The 19655-nt window shown below is 68.5% G+C and carries 19 protein-coding genes and 1 riboswitch; of the genes, 6 read left to right on the forward strand and 13 right to left on the reverse strand.

Translation table 11 applies throughout. The features are described from left to right. Positions 1 to 51 precede the first annotated feature (51 nt). Genes ACZ0AA_RS00300 through nagB form a run of 3 tightly spaced genes read left to right on the forward strand, consistent with a single transcriptional unit; the run spans position 52 to position 3035 of the window. Complete coding sequence (locus ACZ0AA_RS00300; RefSeq protein WP_042539314.1) at positions 52 to 1239, forward strand: ROK family transcriptional regulator; 1188 nt, start codon at positions 52 to 54, stop codon at positions 1237 to 1239. Between the two features lie 58 nt (positions 1240 to 1297). Further along, a complete protein-coding gene (locus ACZ0AA_RS00305) occupies positions 1298 to 2263 on the forward strand; it encodes an ROK family protein (protein ID WP_400861718.1) in 966 nt (321 codons plus the stop codon). Next, positions 2256 to 3035: a glucosamine-6-phosphate deaminase gene (gene nagB / locus ACZ0AA_RS00310; protein ID WP_400861716.1), complete on the forward strand. Its 780-nt coding sequence runs from the start codon at positions 2256 to 2258 to the stop codon at positions 3033 to 3035. Before ACZ0AA_RS00305 ends, nagB begins: the two co-directional genes overlap by 8 nt. A 30-nt stretch (positions 3036 to 3065) precedes the next feature. Here the strand turns inward: nagB and ACZ0AA_RS00315 are convergent, their stop codons facing one another. The 6 genes from ACZ0AA_RS00315 to ACZ0AA_RS00340 all read right to left on the reverse strand — a co-directional run bounded on the left by ACZ0AA_RS00315 (position 3066) and on the right by ACZ0AA_RS00340 (position 10631). Next, complete coding sequence (locus ACZ0AA_RS00315) at positions 3066 to 3473, reverse strand: NUDIX hydrolase (RefSeq protein WP_463511820.1); 408 nt, start codon at positions 3471 to 3473, stop codon at positions 3066 to 3068. Further along, positions 3466 to 4830, reverse strand: a complete 1365-nt coding sequence (locus ACZ0AA_RS00320; protein WP_463511821.1) for an FAD-binding oxidoreductase — start codon at positions 4828 to 4830, stop codon at positions 3466 to 3468. Before ACZ0AA_RS00320 ends, ACZ0AA_RS00315 begins: the two co-directional genes overlap by 8 nt. Then, positions 4827 to 5198, reverse strand: a complete 372-nt coding sequence (locus ACZ0AA_RS00325; protein WP_463511822.1) for a YrdB family protein — start codon at positions 5196 to 5198, stop codon at positions 4827 to 4829. Before ACZ0AA_RS00325 ends, ACZ0AA_RS00320 begins: the two co-directional genes overlap by 4 nt. 30 nt (positions 5199 to 5228) lie before the next feature. Next, a complete protein-coding gene (locus tag ACZ0AA_RS00330) occupies positions 5229 to 7478 on the reverse strand; it encodes a sigma-70 family RNA polymerase sigma factor (protein ID WP_463511823.1) in 2250 nt (749 codons plus the stop codon). A gap of 490 nt (positions 7479 to 7968) precedes the next feature. Beyond that, positions 7969 to 9135 carry an N-acetylglucosamine-6-phosphate deacetylase gene (gene nagA, locus ACZ0AA_RS00335; protein WP_400861707.1) on the reverse strand — a complete coding sequence of 389 codons (1167 nt, stop codon included), beginning with the start codon at positions 9133 to 9135 and terminating at the stop codon, positions 7969 to 7971. After that, positions 9132 to 10631: a beta-N-acetylhexosaminidase gene (locus ACZ0AA_RS00340; RefSeq protein WP_463511824.1), complete on the reverse strand. Its 1500-nt coding sequence runs from the start codon at positions 10629 to 10631 to the stop codon at positions 9132 to 9134. The genes nagA and ACZ0AA_RS00340 overlap by 4 nt, the downstream gene beginning before the upstream one ends. Positions 10632 to 10701: 70 nt before the next feature. Continuing rightward, positions 10702 to 10786, forward strand: a riboswitch (ZMP/ZTP riboswitch). Positions 10787 to 10822: 36 nt separating this feature from the next. Between ACZ0AA_RS00340 and glyA the strand changes: the two genes are divergently transcribed. Both glyA and ACZ0AA_RS00350 read left to right on the forward strand, forming a co-directional pair. Next, positions 10823 to 12097, forward strand: a complete 1275-nt coding sequence (gene glyA / locus ACZ0AA_RS00345) for a serine hydroxymethyltransferase (RefSeq protein ID WP_400861702.1) — start codon at positions 10823 to 10825, stop codon at positions 12095 to 12097. Further along, entirely contained in the window at positions 12094 to 12972 is an 879-nt protein-coding gene (locus tag ACZ0AA_RS00350) for a bifunctional methylenetetrahydrofolate dehydrogenase/methenyltetrahydrofolate cyclohydrolase (RefSeq protein ID WP_400861700.1), read from the forward strand. The genes glyA and ACZ0AA_RS00350 overlap by 4 nt, the downstream gene beginning before the upstream one ends. A 103-nt stretch (positions 12973 to 13075) precedes the next feature. Here ACZ0AA_RS00350 and ACZ0AA_RS00355 read toward each other — a convergent pair whose 3' ends face one another. Both ACZ0AA_RS00355 and ACZ0AA_RS00360 read right to left on the reverse strand, forming a co-directional pair. After that, positions 13076 to 13633 carry a hypothetical protein gene (locus ACZ0AA_RS00355; RefSeq protein WP_463511825.1) on the reverse strand — a complete coding sequence of 186 codons (558 nt, stop codon included), beginning with the start codon at positions 13631 to 13633 and terminating at the stop codon, positions 13076 to 13078. Positions 13634 to 13688: 55 nt separating this feature from the next. Continuing rightward, positions 13689 to 14249, reverse strand: a complete 561-nt coding sequence (locus ACZ0AA_RS00360) for a TetR/AcrR family transcriptional regulator (protein WP_400861698.1) — start codon at positions 14247 to 14249, stop codon at positions 13689 to 13691. A 66-nt stretch (positions 14250 to 14315) separates the two neighbouring features. Between ACZ0AA_RS00360 and ACZ0AA_RS00365 the strand changes: the two genes are divergently transcribed. After that, positions 14316 to 14792 carry a DUF4188 domain-containing protein gene (locus ACZ0AA_RS00365; RefSeq protein WP_463511826.1) on the forward strand — a complete coding sequence of 159 codons (477 nt, stop codon included), beginning with the start codon at positions 14316 to 14318 and terminating at the stop codon, positions 14790 to 14792. A gap of 21 nt (positions 14793 to 14813) precedes the next feature. On the opposite strand, the gene ACZ0AA_RS00370 is transcribed toward ACZ0AA_RS00365, so the two are convergent. The 5 genes from ACZ0AA_RS00370 to hpaD form a co-directional block, all read right to left on the reverse strand. After that, a complete protein-coding gene (locus tag ACZ0AA_RS00370) occupies positions 14814 to 15536 on the reverse strand; it encodes a DUF6882 domain-containing protein (RefSeq protein WP_463511827.1) in 723 nt (240 codons plus the stop codon). Positions 15537 to 15558: 22 nt separating this feature from the next. Further along, entirely contained in the window at positions 15559 to 16806 is a 1248-nt protein-coding gene (locus tag ACZ0AA_RS00375) for an MFS transporter (RefSeq protein ID WP_400861694.1), read from the reverse strand. Between the two features lie 62 nt (positions 16807 to 16868). Continuing rightward, on the reverse strand, positions 16869 to 17672 hold the full coding sequence (locus ACZ0AA_RS00380; protein WP_463511828.1) for an HpcH/HpaI aldolase family protein: 804 nt from the start codon (positions 17670 to 17672) through the stop codon (positions 16869 to 16871). After that, a complete protein-coding gene (locus ACZ0AA_RS00385) occupies positions 17657 to 18442 on the reverse strand; it encodes a 2-keto-4-pentenoate hydratase (protein ID WP_463511829.1) in 786 nt (261 codons plus the stop codon). The genes ACZ0AA_RS00380 and ACZ0AA_RS00385 overlap by 16 nt, the downstream gene beginning before the upstream one ends. 38 nt (positions 18443 to 18480) lie before the next feature. Then, positions 18481 to 19644, reverse strand: coding sequence for a 3,4-dihydroxyphenylacetate 2,3-dioxygenase (gene hpaD / locus ACZ0AA_RS00390; RefSeq protein ID WP_463511830.1), 1164 nt, complete (start codon positions 19642 to 19644; stop codon positions 18481 to 18483). Positions 19645 to 19655 lie beyond the last annotated feature (11 nt).

A 19655-nucleotide genomic window follows, 5' to 3' on the forward strand; every position in this document is an offset into this window, starting at 1 on the left:
TAACTGAGCCAGGGGTTGCGAAATTTTTGTTCGTAAGGTCTACTAACAAACATGTCCGTATCGGATGGATCGCGTCCTTCGACGTCGCCAGATTACGTCGCCGCGAGCGCACACGCCTTCGGCCCGGGGCGCCACCTGCGCTCGCGATCGAAGGTGCTCCCGGAGCACGCTCGCGGGCACAACCGTGCTCTCGTTCTCCAGACCCTCTATCACTCCGGCGCGATGAGCCGAGCGGATCTCTCGCGAGAGACCGGCCTGACACGGGTCACCATCTCGGACCTCGTCGCCGAGTTCATCGCCGACGGGATCGTCGTCGAGATGGGAGTCCGCGAGACGGTCGGACCGGGCAAGCCGCCGATCCTCATCGACATCGATCGCGTCGGCCATCAGATCATCGGGCTCGATCTCTCGGGTCCCCACGCGTTCGTGGGCGCTCTGCTCAGTCTCGACGGCGACGTGCTCGAGCGCCGCGAGGTGCCGCGCCCCGAGAGCGCAGACGGTGACGCCGCCTACGCCGCCACGCTCGAACTGGCGCGCGCGCTCGCCGAGACCGCCACCCAGCCCATCCTCGGCGTCGGGATAGGCAGCCCGGGTGTCGTGCGCCCCGACGGCGTCGTGCTCAGCTCGCCGAACCTCGGGTGGAGCAATCTGCCTCTCGAGGCGAAGCTCGGCATCGACCTCGACCTGCCGGTGCTGGTCCGCAACGACGCCAACGCCGCCGTGCTCGCCGAGTACACGTTCGGCGAGGCCAAGGCCGACTTCATGCTCATCAAGATCGGTCGAGGAGTCGGAGCCGGAGTCATCACCGGCAGCCAGCCGCTTCTCGGCAGCCGCTTCGCGGCGGGCGAGATCGGGCACGTCGTCGTCGGCACGGACGGCGGACCCCGCTGCGCGTGCGGCAAGGACGGATGCCTCGAAGCCTGGTTGAGCGAGACGAGACTCCGCCCGGCGATCGCTGCCGCTCCCGAGTCGCGAGACGAGATCCTCCGCGATGCCGGCACCCGTATGGGCATCGCGATTGCCCCGATCGTGGCGGCACTGGATCTGTCCGAAGTCGTGCTCTCGGGCCCGGAGGACCTGCTCGACGGAGTGCTGATCGACGCCGCTGTCGAGACCCTGCATGCGCGCACGCTCGAGGGCGTCTTCGAAGACGCGCTCATCCGACGCACCCACCAGGAAGACATCGTCCTGCGCGGCGCGGCCGTGATGGTGCTCTCCAGCCAGCTGGGTGTCTCGTGAGCCGCGCCCTCGTTCGCAAGAGCGCCCACGACCCGGAGACGAGCAGGGGCTCCATCCGATGACGGATGCGATCGCGGTCGGCCTGTCCGGTCGACCCATTCGAGTGGGCCTGGATGTCGGCGGAACCAAGATCGACGCCGTAGCGGTGTCGCCGGACGGAGACCTCCTGGCGCGCCTGCGCCGACCGACGGGATGGGGCGAGGAGGCGGTCGTCGTCAGCATCCTCGACGCCGTCGACGCGCTCGCCGTCGAGGGAGGATTCGCCCGCTCCGCCGTCGAATCCGTGGGCGTCGGCATCCCCGGGCTGGTCGACGCGGATACCGGTCGAGTCCTGCATGCGGTGAACCTGGGCGTCGAGTCGCTGGATCTCGCCGGTCTCGCCGGCCGACAGCTGGGGATCCCGGTGCGCGTCGAGAACGACGTGAAGGCGGCAGCCCTCGGTGCTGCGGTGCTGCGTGGTATCGACGGCTCCATGGCCTACCTCAACCTCGGCACGGGTGTCGCCGCCGGCATCGTCGTCGACGGCACCATCTGGCGGGGCGCACGAGGAACCGCCGGCGAGGTCGGGCACCTCTCGGTCGACCCGAACGGCCGGCTGTGCGGCTGTGGACAGCGCGGATGCATCGAGACCTTCTGCGGCGGAGGTGCGCTCGCTCGTGCCTGGGATCGACCGGGTGCGCTGCCGGTGCGCGACATCCTCGACGCAGCCGATGCCGGAGACGAGCGCGCCGCAGGTCTGCGGGCCGACCTCTTCCACGGCGCGGCCGCAGCTGTGCGGGCACTGGTGCTCTCCGCAGACGTCGAACGCGTCATCATCGGCGGCGGGCTCACCTCGCTCGGAGACAGGCTCTATTCGGGCATCCGCAGCGCCCTGCAGACAGGTGCAGAGGCATCGCCCTTCATGCGTTCGCTGCACCTGGACGACAGGATCGAACTGCTTCCTTCCGGCTCTCCCGCTGCGGCCTTCGGGGCAGCGGTCGTCGGTGCAACCACACCCTCTAAGGAGATCGTTTCCCATGGCTGAAGTCGTCATCGTCGAGAACGCAGAAGCAGCAGGCGCACTGGTCGCCGCCGAGATCGTGGAGTTGATCGACGGGCGTCCGGATGCCGTGCTCGGCCTCGCCACCGGTTCGACGCCGCTCCCTGTGTACAAGGCGCTGCGCGAGAAGCTCGCGGGGCGCGACGTCTCGCAGGTGCGCGGGTTCGCTCTGGACGAGTACGTGGGGATCGATCCGGCTCACCCCGAGAGCTACCGTTCGGTCATCACCCGCGAGGTCGTGGAGCCCCTCGGACTCGACCCGCGACGGATCCATGTGCCCAACGGCGCGCAGGACACGATCCAGCACGCGGGTGACGACTACGAGACCGCCATCGAGGCGGCCGGCGGAGTGGATCTGCAGATCCTCGGCATCGGCACCGACGGACACATCGGCTTCAACGAGCCCGGCTCGTCCTTCGCCTCGCGCACGCGAGTGAAGACCCTCACCGAGCAGACCCGCGAGGACAACGCGCGTTTCTTCGACTCGATCGACGACGTGCCGATGCACTGCATCACTCAGGGTCTGGGCACGATCCTGCGCGCTCGGCACCTCGTGCTGCTCGCCTTCGGCGAGGGCAAGGCTCAGGCGGTCGCGAACGCGGTCGAGGGGCCGCTGTCGGCCATCCTCCCCGGTTCCGCCATCCAGCTGCATCCGCACGCCACCGTCGTGGTCGACGAAGCCGCGGCATCGCGCCTCAGACTCGCCGACTACTACCGCTACACCTTCGCCAACAAGCCGAGCTGGCAGGGCATCTGATCCGAGCGGCTCTCAGGGGTGCGTCGGCTCTCAGGGGCGCGTCGCAGGCCAGGCGAGCGGCAGCAGGTGCTCGAGGCTGAGCGGCGCCAGGGGCAGCGTCTCGGCGTCGGTGGGCGTGATCCAGCGCAGCTCGGCGAGCTCGGCCTGCACCGCCACCTCTGCGGCGGCGATCGAGACCGAGAACGCATCGGCCACGACCCGGTGCCCGGGCTCGTTGGCCGCCTCGGAGACGAACGTGCCGAGGGGCTCGAGGTCGGCCTCGTCGAGTCGCAGACCGAGTTCTTCGTGCAGCTCGCGGATCAGCGTCTGCGACGGCGTCTCACCGGCTTCCGGTTTGCCGCCCGGCTGCATGAAGCGCGTCGTCCCCTGCTTGCGGACCACCAGCACCCTTCCGGCGTCATCGACGATGACCGCCGCACTGACGTGGATGTCAGGCATCGGGGGCGAACACCTTGCCGGGGTTCAGGATCCCGAGCGGGTCGAAGACCCGGGTGATCTGCCGCTGCAGCTCCCACTGGTCCTCTCCGAGTTCGGCGGACAGCCAGCGGCTCTTCAGCGTTCCAATCCCGTGCTCGCCGGTCAGCGTGCCGCCGAGCGCGATCGCGGCCCGGAAGAGCTCGTCTGCGGCGGCCCAGACCTCCGCGGGGGGCTCGGTGCCCTCGAAGATGAAGTTCGGGTGCAGGTTGCCGTCGCCGGCGTGCGCCACCGTGGGAATGGTCATCGAGTAGGCCTTCTCGATGCGGGCGATCTCGTCGAACATCGCGGGCATCGCGCTGCGCGGCACGGACACGTCTTCGATGAGGGTCGTGCCGAGAGCGGACATCGCGGGGTGCATGGCACGGCGGATCGCCAGCAGACGCTCGCCTTCGTCTCGGTCGTGCGACACCTGAGTCGCACCGCGGTGAGCCGTCAGGATCTCCGCGATCGTCGTCGCCTCGGAGACGGCGGCCGGGCCATCCGTCTGAATCGTCAACTGAGCGCTTCCGGCCGCGGGGGAGGGCAGCTCCAGCAGGGCAGCGACTGCGGCCAGGCTGGCGGAGTCCATCAGCTCCATGATCGCCGGCTGTGCACCCGAGGCGGTGACGGCGGCGGATGCGGAAGCCGCTGCGCGCACGTCGGGGAAGATCGCCGTCACAGTGCACGTGGTTCCTTCGACCAACCGGCGAAGCTTCAGCGTGGCGCCGACGACCACGCCGAGAGTGCCTTCCGAGCCGATCACGAGCGACGTGAGGTCCAGCCCCGTGACGCCCTTGACGCTGCGGTGGCCGAGGCGCATCAGGCGACCGTCTGCGAGCACCAGGTCGACTCCGAGGACCGCGTCCTTCACGACGCCGTACTTCGCGCACAGCAGCCCGCCCGCCCCGGTGGCGATGTTGCCGCCGACGGTTGAGATCGCACGGCTCGCGGGATCGGGGGCCCACCAGAGTCCATGCTCTGCCAGCAGGTCGTTGAGGTCGGCGTTGAGGATGCCGGGCTCGACGACGGCGAGCAGGTCGTCTGCCCGGATCTCGTGAACAGCGGTCATACGGCGGGTGGAGAGGACGATCTCTCCTTCGCCGCCGTTCGCCGCACCGGCGAGACCCGTGCCGGCCCCGCGCACGACGACCGGGGTGCAGTGCTCAGTCGCGATGCGCATCACGGTCTGGACGTGCTCCACGGTCTCAGCGTGCACGACTGCGAGCGGGCGACCTGGAGCGGCATGCCCTGACCGGTCGGCTCGGGCTTCTTCGAGGGTGGCGGTGGCGGTGTCGACGATGTCGCCGAGCGCGGCGACGAGCTGATCGAGCGTGCTCATCGGATGCGACGCCGCCCGCTCATGACGCCGGCGCCGACAGCGACCACGGCGAATGCGGTGCCGATGATCGGCTGATCCATCAACCACCAGGCGATCGTGACGCCGACGTAGATCAGGAGCTCGACGACGACTCGCAGGAACGGGTGCAGACGCAGCACGGGCCGCGGGGAGAGGAAGAGAGCCCAGACCAGGATCACGACGATCGGAGCCCCGATCCCGAGGATCACGTTCCATGGGAACGGCCATGTAGCGAATCCCCACAGTGCGAGCGTGCCCACGGCGACGATCAGGACCACCGATCGGACGATGTCGAGGGGAGTGATGCTCGGGCGGTCGACGCCGGGGACGGAGGCGGGATCCTGGGACATGGATCCAGTCTATTCGCCGCGGATGGCGGGTCAGAGCGCGGGGGCGGCCTCGTCCGGAGCCGGGGCGACGTCGTCGACGGGTGCGGTCTCTTCGACGGGCGCGCCCTCTTCTGCCGGGGCGGTCTCTTCCTCGACCACAGGCTCTGCCGGAGGAGCTGTCTCGACCGGCGGAGCTGTCTCGACCGGCGGAGCGGGCTCGGTCGGAGCGACGGGCTCGGTCGGGACATCCGTCTCAGGAGAGTCGACCGGAGTAGCGGGTGCGGCCTCGTCCGTCGGCTCGGGGACGGGCACGATCGCGTCATCCGGAGTCGGCTCAGCGGGTGCGGCTTCGGTGGGATCCTCCGCCGGTACACCGCATGAGGGCGCGAGGAGCACGGATTCGAGGGTCACCCCGAGTGCGGAGAGGCTTGTGGTCACCGGCAGGGCCGGGCCGGCGGCTGTCACGTAGTGGACCTCGACGCTCGCGCTGAGGACGATCTGCACGAGACCGGGTCGCAGCCCGATCGTGCCTGTGCCTGCATCGCTCAGCGAGGTGCTGTCTGCACCACCGTGGTGTCCGCCGAGCAGAGCCTGGATGTCTGCGCCCGGTTCACCGGTCACGCCCACGGTCACGTAGGTAACGGCGCGCGCATCGAGACAGATGTTCGTGAGGCTGACCTCGATCGGCGTCGTCGGTGCAGCCGGTTCCGTGGGGGTTTCGCCGTCGGGGTTTTCTCCGGGGTTCTCGCCGTCGGGGTTTTCTCCGGGGTTCTCGCCGGGGGTTTCGCCGTCGGGGTTTTCTCCGGGGTTCTCGCCGGGGGTTTCGCCGTCGGGGTTTTCTCCGGGGTTCTCGCCGTCGGGGTTTTCTCCGGGGTTCTCGCCGGGGGTTTCGCCGTCGGGGTTCTCGCCGGGGGTCTCGTCGTCAGGCTCTTCCGTCACCGGGGGCGGTGTCTGGGCGGGCGGTGTCGGTGCGGGCGACTCGACCGGTGCCGCAGGCGAGGCGATCGCGGGTGCGATGTCCTCCCCGGGCAGAGGGGTGACGGGTGCTTCTACGGGCGGTGGTATGACCGGCACCGGGTCGGGCTCTGCGTCGTCAACGATGGGCTTCTTGTCGTTGGACATCGATTCGTCGGGTCCGACGTCGGCACTGATCGACGATGAGTCGCTGTCGCCGGCGCTCGGAAGCGATGCTGCCGGTGACGCGCCGGTGAGGCCGGGGATGATCGTGGCGGCCGCCACGACACCGGCGACGACCAGAGCCGCCGATCCAGCTCCGACGAGCGCACCGACACCGCTGAAGATGCCGCCGCTGGCCATCCCGCCGGCTCCGCCGCCTGCCGCACCGCCGCCGCCTGCCGCACCGCCGCCTGCTGCACCCCCGCCGCCTGCTGCACCGCTCGAGGAGCCTGTCGATGCCGCCGTCGTGTGTCCTGCGACGACGACCGCACCCTCGGTGATGCCTGAGGGCATGGCTGCGAGCGCGACGATCGGAGCGCCGCCGCCCTGCAGGGTGGCGAGGTAACCTGCGGAACCGGTGACGCCGAGGACGAGCGGGAGCAGCACGAGAGCCAGACGCTTGGACACGTCCTTCGCCTCGGCGGCGACGATCATGCAGCGTGCGCACTCTTCGAGGTGCTGCTCGAGACGGTTGTGGTCGCGTGTGCCGAGGTTGCCTCGTGAGTAGGCGCCCAGATGCTCGATGGTCCACTGGCAGTCGGAGCCGGCGGCCGCGCTGCGGAGGTGAGCCTGGATCCAGGCCTCGCGAAGCCCTTCGCGCGCCCGGAAAGCGAGCTGCGAGACGGCACCGGCCTTCATGCCGAGAAGGGTTGCGGCCTCCTGCGGCTTCATCTGCTCGATCTCGGTGTACCAGAGCACCTCCTGCCAGCGGGAGGGGAGGCTGCGGAACGCCTGTGCCGTCAGACTGCGATCGAGCGCCTCGTTGGCCGCCTGGTCTGTGCTGTCGGGGTCGGCGACGCTGTCGAGCTCGTCGATCGCCGACTCGCGGCGAGAGCGGCCCCACGCGGCGGCGGTGTTGCGGATGCTCGTGAACAGGTACGCGCGGAAGGAGCCGTTGGGCCCGCCGCCTTTGATGATCGCCTGATAGATGCGGGTGTAGGACTCCTGCACGAGATCGTCCGGGTCGATCGACGACGTGATCGATCGGGCGACCGACATGCCGGAGGGATAGTGCCGCCTCCAGAGTTCGCCGAATGCCGCTGCGTCACCCGAACGGGTGCGCAGGACGAGATCGGCGTCGGCAATCGTTCCCTCGTGCGAAGTGCTGTCCTGATCCACTGTCATCCATCTGTCGTGGAGGGCGAGTGCGCCTCCACATGAAGAGACGCGTGAACCCCATTTTCATCACGCGTCATCTCCATTCTCTCTCCAATCTCTCAGCCTTGCCACCCCTTCCGAGAAACTGGATGCAAATCTTCTTCTCGCGATAAACCCCTGATCAGGAGCAGATCGAGGGGATCCGGCGAAGAACCTCGAAAAAAATCTGGGAAATCGCGTAATGAATCGGCATCGCCTTCGTCTCATCACTAGAGACAAGCCATGGAGCTCCACCGGGGGGCGGAGCTCAGGCGCTGGTGCAAGGGGTAAGTGCACCGGCATGGCGGGTCGGGCACCTCGGGGGAGGAGCGCTCGGCCCGCCAGCTCTCGCACATGGGAGGGAAATGTGACGGGGCCGCCGATCTGGGGAACGGCGGCCCCGCACCCATTCAGGGGTCCGGCAGGAGAGCGCGTCGGCCACTCGATGAGCTATCGCATCCGACTGCGCGACATCGGGTTACGGGCGATCGCCCACCCATACGCGCACGACCTGCAGCTGCGCATCCAGAAGCACCGCGTCGCCGACGTATCCGACTGCGAGGCGGCCGAGTCGGTCTCCGTATCCGATGGCGTCCGCCGGAGTCTCGGTGAGCGCGCGCACCGCCTCAGCGAGCGGTGCCCCGGCGGCGATCGCCCTGCGCAGCGCGACGTCCTGAGTGAGCGTCGACCCTGCGATCGAGCCGGTGTCGTCAGCGCGTGCGATGCCGTCTTCGACCGTCACGCTCACCGCTCCCAGGTCATAGTGGCCGTCGGCGCTGCCCGCGGCGGCCATGGCGTCGGTGATGAGCGCCACGCGCCCCGGCGCCGAGTCGAACACGAGCTTGACCACGTGCGGATCGAGGTGGACATCGTCGGCGATCACCTCGAGCACCACCCGGCGGTCGGCGGCTGCCGCCAGCACCGGCCCTGGTGCGCGATGGTGGATGCCGGGCATGGCGTTGAACGCGTGGGTCAGCACCGTCGCGCCTGCGTCGAAGGCGGCGATCGCCGTCGCGGCATCCGCGCTCGTGTGACCGACCGCGGCCACAGCCCCAGCATCGACGATCAGTCGGATCGCGTCGAGTCCGCCCGCGAGTTCTGGCGCGATCGTCACCTGTCTGATCGTGCCGCGGCCCGCGTCGAGCAGCCGGACGACATCGTCGTGGACCGGAGTGCGCAGCAGAGTCGGCTCGTGTGCTCCATGGTGCGCAGGGTCGAGGAAAGGGCCCTCCAGATGCGACCCGAGGATGTCGGCGTCCGTCTCCATCAGATCGGCGATCTCCGCCACGCGCTGTGCGAGGGCATCGAGCGGCGCCGTGACGAGCGAGATCACCGATCGTGTGGTGCCGTGAGCTCGGTGCAGGGCTCGCGCCGTGCGGATCGCCTCCACGCCGTCGTCGAACGAGGCGCCCGCGCCGCCGTGGCTGTGGATGTCGATGAACCCGGGGGCGAGCACGGCATCCGAACCGGCGACGACGCTCGCATCGACGACCTCGTCTGCCGTGCCCCACGTCTGCCCGGAGCCGACGGCGATGATGCGCCCGTCTTCGATCCGCACCCAGGAGTCCGCGACATCGGCCCCGTGGTCGATCAGTCGGGCCGAATGGATGACGAGCGACCCTGTCGCTGCGGAACCGGTTGTCATCGCTCGCTCCAGGGGATCTCGGGTGCGGGGTGGAAGTCGACGCCTTCAGCCTTCCACAGCGGTGCGAGTGCGCCGAGCCGCACACGGAACGACTCCCAGTCCCGACCGGCAGCGGTACGCGGCGACCAGGCGACCTCCGCCTGAGCGGCGGCCCGCGGGAACACCAGCTGCTCGACATCGCTCAGCGTGCGAGTGGTCTCGCTCCACAACGGCGCCTCGATGCCGAGGATCGCGGACTCCGGCACGTCGAGCACCGAGGTCGGCTCCCATTCGTAGGCGGTGCGGACATCGATGATCGCGGCCCAGGTCAGCCCGAGAGGGAAGTCCGCGGTGTACTTCATGTCGAGGTAGGCGACGTCGGCGGTCGACATGATGAGCGCTCCGCCCCGCTCGACGAAATGCGCGGCCTCCGCGGCATGCGAGCCCTCGGGCGTCGTCTTGCCCCAGTACTGACCGATCGTGCCCTCGGCGATGTTCTTCGCCGCACCGACCTCGTGCCACGCCAGCGGGATCTTGCCCTCCTCGAACACGATCGCCGTCGCGCGCTCGACGAAGTGGTCGAAGTCGGCCTGCGGGGTGCCGAGCGATTCGTCTCCGCCGATGTGGATGAACGGACCGGGCGTCATCTCGGCGAGTTCTCGTATCACGTCGCGCACGAACTCATACGTGCGCTCCTCATGGATCCGGACGCTCGAGTGCCCCACTCCCCATCCGAGGTAGGGCTCGCCGGCCGCGGGGAGCGGCTGACCGAGGCGCCCCGATTCGGCGATCAGCATGTCGTTCATCACGGGATCCTCGACGAGCTCGGGGTACGCGACGCCGATCGCGTGCGTGTGACCGGGAAGGTCGATCTCGGGGATGACGAGCATGTGCCGCTCGGCCGCATACGCCACGATCTCGCGATAGTCGTCCTTCGTGTAGAAGCCTCCGGGGTCGCCGAGCGAGGCGGTCGACGACGCCAGTTCGGTGAGCTTGGGCCAGGAGTCGATCTGGATGCGCCACCCCTGGTCGTCGCTGAGGTGCAGGTGCAGGTGGTTGAACTTGAGCGCGCTGGTGCTGTCGATGAACTTCTTGACCTCGGCGACGTCGAAGAAGTGGCGGGTGACGTCGAGCATGACGCCGCGGCGCTCGAATCGCGGTGCGTCCGTGACCTCGGCGTGCAGCAGTGCCCAGCCTTCGTCGTCTTCGCGGAGCAGCTGCAGCAGAGTCTGCACACCGTAGAACAGTCCGGCCTCGTCGCCGCCGACCACTTCGACGGAGTCGGCGACCCTGAGCGTGTAGCCCTCGGGCGCGGTGGCGGCATCGATGCGGAGCACGATCGCCGATCTCTCGTCTGCGGTGTCCGTGGAGTGGAGGAAGCGGATGCCGCTGCGCCGCTCGGCGGCATCGATCAGCTGGCGTGCGGCCGGGGAGTCGCCGATGACTCGCGTGCTCTCGGAGACGGTCAGCCGGCCATCGCCGACGATGGCGGAAGCGGGAAGAGGAACAAGGGGCATGGAATGGGGAAGGACCATGAACAAAACCTACCCTGCGCGGAGTCGGCAGCACAGGGAAATCCGCTATGCTGACTCACGTCGCGACTGGCGTCTGGGTGGACTACCACCGGGGAGCGACTGACCACGGAATTCGACCGCGCGCCTGGGCCGATAGGTATACCCCTTCGAATCCGTCGTCAGAGGAGCAAGTCATGACCGATCGTTACTTCAACGCCCCGCTCGCCGAGGTCGACCCCGAGATCGCACAGGTCCTCGACCGCGAGCTCGCTCGCCAGCAGACGTTCCTCGAGATGATCGCATCCGAGAACTTCGTCCCCGTCTCGGTCCTGCAGGCGCAGGGCTCCGTGCTCACGAACAAGTACGCAGAGGGCTACCCCGGCCGCCGCTACTACGGTGGCTGCGAAGAGGTCGACGTCGCTGAAGAGCTCGCGATCCAGCGCGCGAAGGACCTCTTCGGCTCGGAGTTCGCCAACGTCCAGCCGCACTCGGGCGCATCGGCCAACGCCGCAGTCCTGCACGCGATCGCCCGCCCCGGCGACACGCTGCTCGGCCTCGCCCTCGACCAGGGCGGTCACCTGACCCACGGCATGAAGATCAACTTCTCGGGCCGTCTCTACGACATCGTCGCCTACGGCGTCGACCCCGAGACCTCGACGATCGACATGGACGAGGTGCGTCGCCTCGCCATCGAGCACAAGCCCAAGGTCATCATCGCCGGCTGGTCGGCGTACCCCCGCACGCTCGACTTCGCCGCCTTCCGCGCGATCGCCGACGAGGTCGGCGCCCTCCTCTGGGTCGACATGGCGCACTTCGCCGGCCTCGTCGCCGCGGGCCTGCACCCGAACCCGGTGCCGCACGCACACGTCGTCTCGTCGACTGTGCACAAGACGATCGGCGGCCCCCGCTCGGGATTCATCCTGACGAACGACCCCGACCTCGCGAAGAAGATCAACACGGCCGTGTTCCCCGGGCAGCAGGGAGGCCCGCTCATGCACGTCATCGCCGCCAAGGCGACCGCGTTCAAGCTCGCGGGCACCCCCGAGTTCAAGGAGCGCCAGGAGCGCACACTGCGCGGCGCATCGATCCTCGCCGAGCGTCTCTCGCAGCAGGACGTGAAGGATGCCGGCATCGGAGTGCGCTCCGGCGGCACCGACGTGCACCTGGTGCTGGTGGACCTTCGTGACGCCGAGATCGACGGCAAGCAGGCCGAAGACCTGCTGCACGAGATCCACATCACCGTGAACCGCAACGCGGTGCCTAACGACCCGCGTCCGCCCATGGTGACCTCGGGTCTGCGCATCGGCACGCCCGCGCTCGCGACCCGCGGTTTCGGCGACGCCGAGTTCACCGAGGTCGCCGACGTGATCGCGCTCGCACTCCTTCCCGGTGCCGATGTCGAGGCTCTCCGCGCTCGCGTCGACGCGCTCGCCGCAGGCTTCCCGCTCTACCCGGAACTGCAGCAGTGACCGCGAAGGTCCTCGACGGCAAGGCGGCGTCCGCCGCGATCAAGGCCGAGCTCACCGAGCGGGTCGCCGCGCTGAAAGCGAAGGGCGTCGTGCCCGGCATCGCGACCGTGCTCGTCGGCGCCGACCCGGCATCCCAGCTCTACGTCGGCATGAAGCACCGTCAGTCCGAGGCGATCGGGATGAATTCGATCCAGCGCGAGTTGCCGGCCGACGCCACGCAGGCCGACGTCGAAGCGCTGATCGACGAGCTCAACGCCGACCCGGAGTGCCACGGCTACATCGTGCAGCTGCCGCTGCCGAAGCACATCGACACCGACGCGATCCTCGAGCGGATCGACCCGGCGAAGGATGCCGACGGCCTGCACCCGACCAACCTCGGCCGGCTTGTGCTCAACGTCAACAACCCGATCCACACACCGCTGCCGTGCACACCGCGAGGCGTGATCGAGCTGCTGCTGCGCAACGACTACGACCTCAAGGGCAAGCATGTGGTGGTCGTCGGGCGAGGCGTGACCATCGGTCGCTCCATCGGACTGCTGCTGACGAGGCGCGACCTGAACGCGACGGTGACTCTGACGCACACCGGCACGGTCGACATGCCACGCTACCTGCGGGAGGCCGATGTGATCGTCGCGGCTGCGGGTGTGAAGCACCTCATCCGCGCTGAGGACGTCAAGCCCGGCGCCGCCGTGCTCGACGTGGGAGTGACCCGCGAGACCGACCCCGAGACCGGCAAGAACCTGGTCTTCGGCGATGTGCACCCCGATGTGGCCGAGGTCGCGGGCTGGGTGTCGCCGAATCCCGGTGGCGTCGGGCCTATGACCGTCGCGCTGCTCATGACCAACGTCGTCGAGGCGGCCGAACGCCTCGTCTGACTCTCGTCGGTCCCGATCTGCGCATCCGGTCCCGATCCGCTGATTTCTCCCGCCGATTCGTCCGCGAATCGGGGCGAGGTCCGCAGATCGGGACCGTCTGCGTTCAGCCGAGCTCGTCGAGCATCCGTCGCTGCTCGGGGGTCAGACCGTCGTGGAGTTCCGTGCGCGCCTCGGTGGTGGCCGGTGCGGCGGGGGAGCCGGGCGCTGCGGCGGCAGGTGCGGACTTCTTGCCCGACACCCTGCCCTGCACGGCGTCGTACAGCTCGCTCGCCTTCGCGCGGAGCCTGTCGTCGACCTGGTCGTAGATCATCCAGCCGAACAGCAGGAACAGCGGGGGAAGCGCGTAGCTCCAGAAGCCGGAGGCGCGGACGCCGCTCAGCCACACGACGGCCATCCAGATGAGGAGCTCGACGAGGTAGACGAGAACGTACTGCACGACCTTCTCTCCGGTCTTGTTGCGGTCGGCTGCGGACTTGGCTGCGGCCTTGCGGAACGCCCCGGTGAGCAGTGGCTTCACGAAGAGTGCCGCGAGAGTCAGGACCACCGCGGCCCAGAGCGCGTGGAACCCGACCGAGACCCCGGCGGACAGCAGGCCGATGAGCAGCAGGACTGCGACGTTGAACACGTAGAGCGCGGCGAACCGGACGATTCCGTTCTTCATGCGACCAGAATTCCACACTCTCGGATGCCGTGGCACCTCGAAGGTGCAGGACGGATCAGCGGGCGGGGAAGGCGCGCTCGACCGCGTCCACCACCGCGCCGTAGACCGAGTCCCACGGAACGAGCGGGGGCGTCACGCCGGCGAGTTCGAGGCTCACGGCGCCGTGCACCTGCGCCCAGACGGTGAGGGCGGCGGCCGGAACGTCCGACTCGTCGACGCGTGCCGCGAGTGCGCGCATCAGCGGAGCCATCGCCGTGCTCATGGTCGCATCGTCGGGCCGGCAGTCCTCGGTCGCGACCCCGCCGCCGAACATCAGGCGGTAGAGGGCGGGGTTGGCCATCGCCCACGACCGATAGGCGAGACCGAGCGCGCGCAGTCCCTGGGATTCGGATGCGGCCTGCGCCTCGCCGAACGAGGCGAATCCGTGCTCGATGACGGCGACGAGCAGTTCGGTCTTTCCTCCGAACAGAGCGTAGACGGCCGAGGTCGAGGTGCCGGCATTCTGCGCGATGTCGCGCAGGCTGATCCGCTCAGGCCCCTTGTCATCGACCATCTCCGCTGTCGCGAAGAGCAGGCGATCACGCAGAGCGACATCGTACAGAGGAGGTCTTGCCATGCGTTCGATCGTACCGTAACGTTGTTGCATAACGCAGTTACATAACAACGTTCCAAGGAGTGGCGCATGGCTCAGCAGGTCTTCCCCGGTCGATTCACCGCGGCCCCCGACCGCTCGGACGTCACGGTCTTCGTGATCGGGATGCGCGCCAACCGCTGGTGGCAGCTCGGCAAGGTGTGGTGGACCGCCAGCAAGATGCCCCCGATGCTGCAGCACCTCGCGACCCATCCGGACGCGGGGATGCTCGGCGCACACAGCTGGTTCGGTCGCACGACGATCCTGCTGTCGTATTGGGAGAGCCCGGAGCACCTGCAGCGATTCGCCGCCGACCGCGATGCTCCGCATCTGCAGCCTTGGCGTGACTTCATGCGGTCGCTGCAGGGCACGGGGAGCGTGGGCGTCTGGCACGAGACCTACCAGGTGCCCGTCTCCGACCTCGAAGCCGTGTACGTCGACATGCCGGTGTTCGGGCTCGCGGCGGCCACCGCCCATGTGCCGGTCGGCTCCGGAACGAAGACAGCGCGCCAGCGGCTGGGCCGATGACGCGCTGTCCTCTGCGAGGGGTCAGGGCTGCGGGTGCAGGCTGCTCTCGATGTTCGTGATGCGTGCCTGCTCGTCGAAGCGGAACGTCGCAGTGCCTGTCGCATCGGCGACAGTGGCACCTGAGAAGGACTCGTCGGTCCAGGTGAGATTCCACCCGGCGAGGCGAGCGGCATCCCACACGGCCGTGCGGGCATCGGGCAGAGTCACGGTCGAGAGGATGCGAGGGAGGACGATCGCGGCGGAGGCGACCGTGAGCGGCGGGAGCGGGGCGTCGAGCAGGAACACCGCGTAGGTGCCCCCGCCGACCGGAGCGAGGTAGTAGGGGGCGCGGCCGGTGAGCTCGACGGCCACGGCGCCGACGGTACGAGCGGCGGCAGTGATCCACTCGGCGTCTCCGGCGGAGTCGGCGGGGAAGGGGAGCTCGGTCTCGCTCAGCTCGACGATGCCGTGCTCGGTTCCGTAGTCGCGCAACTGGGCTGCGACACCGGCCGGGTCGCCCTGCGGGTGCGCCCACGCCCAGAGCAGCGAGCGAGGCCCCGGGGCGATCGTCGCGACGAGGTGGGCGCGAGCGACGAGCTGGCGGGTGCTGTCGGCGTTCGACGTGAACGTCAGCGTCCCCGCCGCCATGTCGGCATCCCAGCGGTTGTCGCCGAGGTCCTCGAGGGCGGTGGCCAGGGAATCCTGACGAAGGGCGGAGAACAGTGCAGCACGGTCTGCGAGCGGCTGGAGCGCGGCGAAGGTCATGCCCACAGTCTCGCCCGAATTGCTATGAATCCGCCAACTCCTCGTGGGCGGAAAGGGCACCTGCCGGCCGCCCCATGTGCCAGACGCTCGGCACGATCAGCGTCGCGACGGCGATCGACGCATAGAGGATCGCCGAGGTGACGAGCACCGTCTCGACGTCGCTGTGGGTGATCAGCCAGCCGTACACGAGGGTGCCGATCGGCATCACGACGTAGCTGCCGAGCATGTCGTAGCTCGAGACGCGCGAGAGCTTGTCACCGGGGATGTTCTCCATCATCGCGAGATTCCAGCCGGTGCTGAAGAGCTCGACGCCGGCACCGGCGATGAACGCGGCGATCGCCAGGAGGACCACGGCCGGGTGCACTCCGAGAACGGTCAACGGGATCGCGAACGCGGCCATGCCGATCATGCCGTAGCGCAGCGGTCGCTTCAGGGGCAGCCACATCAGAATCAGGGTCATCAGCAGGATGCCGACGCCTTCGGCGCTGACGACCCACCCCCAGCCTGCGATGCCGAGTCGTTCGTCGTTCTTCGCGATGTACGGCCCGACGACGCCCCAGGCGCCGATGTGGATCGCGTTCATCACCATGAATGCGATCACGATGACCCAGAGCCACGTGCGGCTCCAGAACTCCTGCCAGCCGACGCGGAGATCGTGGAACATCGTGGTCCCGCCGCCGTGGTCGGGTGGGGGCAGTCGCACCATCGCGAGGACCGGGATCGCGATGACCCAGCCGATCGCCTGCACGACCATCGCCCAGGCGGGGCCGGCAGTGGCGACCACGATGCCCGCGATGATCGGCCCGCCGATCGTCGTCGCCGAGCGCACGAAAGAGAGCATCGCGTTGGCCTGCTGGAGGTGCTCTGCGGAGGCCAACTGCGGGATGATCCCCTGCATCGCAGGCAGCACGAACGCGGTGGATGCTCCGTTCACGACCGACAGCAGGGCCAGCAGCGGAACAGTGGCCGTGCCGGTGAACAGGAGCGCGGCCATCGCTCCGACCGTGACGATGTCGATGACGTAGCAGGACTGGATGATCAGCGCTCGGGGGAGGCGGTCGGCGATGACGCCGCCGAACAGCAGGAACACGATGTTGCTGATCGTGAAGGCGGCGAGCACCAGCGACAGCGATCGTGCGTCGTTGTCGATCTCGAGCACCGCGAAGGCAAGGGCGATCGACGACATCGAGCCGGCGATGAGGGTGATCGCACGGGCCAGGAAGAACCAGCGGAACCCCTTGTCGTGCATGGCCGCGAGGGCGCGGATCATGTCGGCGCCTCGCTTCTCTGCATCCGTCAATCCTGCCACGCCCGGCGGGGCGGTCTCAGGCGTCAGTAGCTGGCGCGGGACGTGTCGTCGGATGCCGGGATGAAGCGGGTGGCGAGAGCCTCGGATGCTCGTGCGAGCATCGCCACGTCGGCACCGACGGCCACGAAATCGGCACCGGCCGCGATGTAGGAATCGGCAGCGGCGGGGTCGAAGGCGTTGACGCCCACGGGTGTTCCGGCACTCCTGACCGCAGCGAAGACCCGCTCCACGGCGGCGACCACCTCGGGGTGCGTCTGCTGGCCGAGGAGCCCCATCGACGCAGAGAGATCCGACGGGCCGACGAAGACGGCATCCACTCCGGCGACCGACGCGATCCCGGCGGCGGCTTCGACCCCGGCCGTCGTCTCGATCTGCACCGTGAGCGACGTGTGCCGGGCAGAGTCCTGCAGGTAGCCGTCGACGCGGTTCCAGCGGGCGCTGCGTGCGAGTGCGCTGCCGACTCCCCGCACGCCCTCCGGCGGGTAGCGCGTCGCCGCGACGGCGGCACGTGCCTCGTCGACCGACGACACCATCGGCACGATGATGTTCTGTGCGCCGAGGTCGAGGACCTGCTTGATCGCCACCGTGTCGTTGGACGGCACGCGCACGACCGGCGCGATCGGGTACGCGGCGACGACCTGCAGCTGCAGCAACGTCGACTCGAGCGTGTTCGCCGAGTGCTCCATGTCGATCAGCAGCCAGTCGAGGCCGGATCCCGCTGCCACCTCGGTCACGAGCGGGCTGCCCGAACAACCCCACATGCCGATAAGCGAACGGTCGGAGGCGGCGAGCTGCTCGCGGAAGGAGGGGCTCAGATGAAGCGGCATTCGATCGTTCCCATCGGTCCGTAGTCGCACAGCACCTGATCGCCGCGCGACACCCACATCGGGCGTGTGAACGATCCTGCCAGGATGATCTCCCCGGCCTCCAGACGCGCGCCGTGCTGGTGGAACTTGTTCGCGAGCCAGGCGACACCGGTGGCCGGATGGCCGAGCACGCCGGCCGCGACGCCGGTCTCCTCGATCTCGCCGTTGCGCGAGAGCACACCGGGCACCCAGCGCAGATCGATCTCGTCAGGCCGCTTGTGCACGGTGCCGAGCACCATCGCACCGTAGGCGGCGTTGTCGCTGATCGTGTCGACGATCGTGCGCTCCTCGAGCTCGATGTGAGAGTTGAGCACCTCGAGCGCCGGAACCGCGTAGTCGATCGCCGCGAGGGCGTCGTCGAGCGTGCAGTCGGGGCCCTCGAGCGGACGCTTGAGCACGAACGCGAGCTCGACCTCGATGCGCACGTTCGAGAAATGGTCGACGGGGATCTCGGCGCCCGACTCGTAGACGGTGTCATCGAACATCACGCCGTAGTCGGGCTCGGTGATTCCCGTGGCCTGCTGCATCGCCTTGGATGTCAGACCGATCTTCCGACCCACGAGGCGACGACCGGCGGCGATCTGCGAGTCGCGCCACATGCCCTGGATCGCATAGGAGTCCTCGACCGTCGCCTCCGGATACCGCGCCGTGATGCGCGGGATCACGGAGTGGTTCCGGTCTGCCTCGGCGAGTTCCGCGGCGATCTGCTCGATGGTGTCTGCTGACAGCATCCGTGTCTCCTCCCTGTCTCAACCTGCGTGCGAATCGATCAGAGCTGGTGACCGAGCTTGTACTCGCCCTGCTTGTACTCGGGCATGTCCTTGTCGTCGTCCGGGCGGGTGTACGAGAACCCGTCGGCGCCGATCGTGACGGCCATCTCTGAGCTGTCGGTGCGGGCGACCACGGGCTGGGGGTTGCCGTCGAGGTCGAGAACGAGCGAGGCCTCGGTGTACCAGGAGGGCACCACCGGGTTGCCCCACCAGTCCCGACGCTGGTTGTCGTGCACGTCCCACGTGATCACCGGGTTGTCGGGGTCGCCGGTGTAGTAGTCCTGCGTGTAGACCTCGACGCGGTGCCCGTCGGGGTCGCGCAGGTACAGGTAGAACGCGTTCGAGACGCCGTGACGGCCGGGCCCGCGCTCGATCGCGTCAGACCGGCGGAGAGCGCCGAGCTTGTCGCAGATCGCGAGGATGTTGTGCTTCTCGTGGGTCGCGAAGCACACGTGGTGCATGCGGGGACCGTCGCCGCCGGTCATCGCCGTGTCGTGCACGGTGGGCTTGCGGCGCATCCACGCGGCGTACACGGTGCCCTCGTCGTCCTGGATGTCCTCCGTCACGCGGAAGCCCAGATCCTGCATGAACTTCACGGCGCGGGGCACATCGGGGGTGACCTGGTTGAAGTGGTCGAGGCGCACGAGCTCGCCGGGAATGTGCAGGTCGTAGCGCCACGACATCCGCTCGACGTGGTCGGACTGGTGGAAGAACTCGATCGGGAATCCCAGCGGATCGACCACGCGCACCGAGTCGCCGACGCCCTTGACGAAGCCTTCGGCGTTGCGGCGCACATCGCAGCCGAGCTCGGTGTAGAACGCGACGGCGAGGTCGAGGTCGGCGGCCGAGCGGACGCGGTACGAGAACGCGGCCACCGCGGCGATCGGGCCCTTGCGCAGGACGAGGTTGTGGTGGATGAACTCCTCGGTCGAGCGGAGGTAGATGGCCTCGTTGTCCTCCTCCGTGACGTAGAGGCCCAGCACATCGACGTAGAACACCCGCGATGCTGCCAGGTCGGTGACGACCAGCTCCATGTAGGCGCAGCGGAGCACGTCAGGGGGCGTGCTCTCGGGGGTGGCGACCGGGTTGTCGGTCTGGATCGGAGCCTCCTGGCTCACGTAGTAGCCCGATGAGGTCAGCGTCTTCGCAGTCTTGTCGGTCATGTCAGGTCCTT

The sequence above is a fragment of the Microbacterium sp. AC035 genome (genome assembly GCF_979258485.1).

Excerpts from the sequence above, each read along its gene's own strand:
- ACZ0AA_RS00300 (WP_042539314.1), top strand. The coding sequence starts at position 52 with ATGTCCGTATCGGATGGATCGCGTCCTTCGACGTCGCCAGATTACGTC.
- ACZ0AA_RS00305 (WP_400861718.1), top strand. The coding sequence starts at position 1,298 with ATGACGGATGCGATCGCGGTCGGCCTGTCCGGTCGACCCATTCGAGTG.
- nagB (WP_400861716.1), top strand. The coding sequence starts at position 2,256 with ATGGCTGAAGTCGTCATCGTCGAGAACGCAGAAGCAGCAGGCGCACTG.
- ACZ0AA_RS00315 (WP_463511820.1), bottom strand. The coding sequence starts at position 3,473 with ATGCCTGACATCCACGTCAGTGCGGCGGTCATCGTCGATGACGCCGGA.
- ACZ0AA_RS00320 (WP_463511821.1), bottom strand. The coding sequence starts at position 4,830 with ATGAGCACGCTCGATCAGCTCGTCGCCGCGCTCGGCGACATCGTCGAC.
- ACZ0AA_RS00325 (WP_463511822.1), bottom strand. The coding sequence starts at position 5,198 with ATGTCCCAGGATCCCGCCTCCGTCCCCGGCGTCGACCGCCCGAGCATC.
- ACZ0AA_RS00330 (WP_463511823.1), bottom strand. The coding sequence starts at position 7,478 with ATGACAGTGGATCAGGACAGCACTTCGCACGAGGGAACGATTGCCGAC.
- nagA (WP_400861707.1), bottom strand. The coding sequence starts at position 9,135 with ATGACAACCGGTTCCGCAGCGACAGGGTCGCTCGTCATCCATTCGGCC.
- ACZ0AA_RS00340 (WP_463511824.1), bottom strand. The coding sequence starts at position 10,631 with ATGCCCCTTGTTCCTCTTCCCGCTTCCGCCATCGTCGGCGATGGCCGG.
- glyA (WP_400861702.1), top strand. The coding sequence starts at position 10,823 with ATGACCGATCGTTACTTCAACGCCCCGCTCGCCGAGGTCGACCCCGAG.
- ACZ0AA_RS00355 (WP_463511825.1), bottom strand. The coding sequence starts at position 13,633 with ATGAAGAACGGAATCGTCCGGTTCGCCGCGCTCTACGTGTTCAACGTC.
- ACZ0AA_RS00360 (WP_400861698.1), bottom strand. The coding sequence starts at position 14,249 with ATGGCAAGACCTCCTCTGTACGATGTCGCTCTGCGTGATCGCCTGCTC.
- ACZ0AA_RS00365 (WP_463511826.1), top strand. The coding sequence starts at position 14,316 with ATGGCTCAGCAGGTCTTCCCCGGTCGATTCACCGCGGCCCCCGACCGC.
- ACZ0AA_RS00370 (WP_463511827.1), bottom strand. The coding sequence starts at position 15,536 with ATGACCTTCGCCGCGCTCCAGCCGCTCGCAGACCGTGCTGCACTGTTC.
- ACZ0AA_RS00375 (WP_400861694.1), bottom strand. The coding sequence starts at position 16,806 with ATGATCCGCGCCCTCGCGGCCATGCACGACAAGGGGTTCCGCTGGTTC.
- ACZ0AA_RS00380 (WP_463511828.1), bottom strand. The coding sequence starts at position 17,672 with ATGCCGCTTCATCTGAGCCCCTCCTTCCGCGAGCAGCTCGCCGCCTCC.
- ACZ0AA_RS00385 (WP_463511829.1), bottom strand. The coding sequence starts at position 18,442 with ATGCTGTCAGCAGACACCATCGAGCAGATCGCCGCGGAACTCGCCGAG.
- hpaD (WP_463511830.1), bottom strand. The coding sequence starts at position 19,644 with ATGACCGACAAGACTGCGAAGACGCTGACCTCATCGGGCTACTACGTG.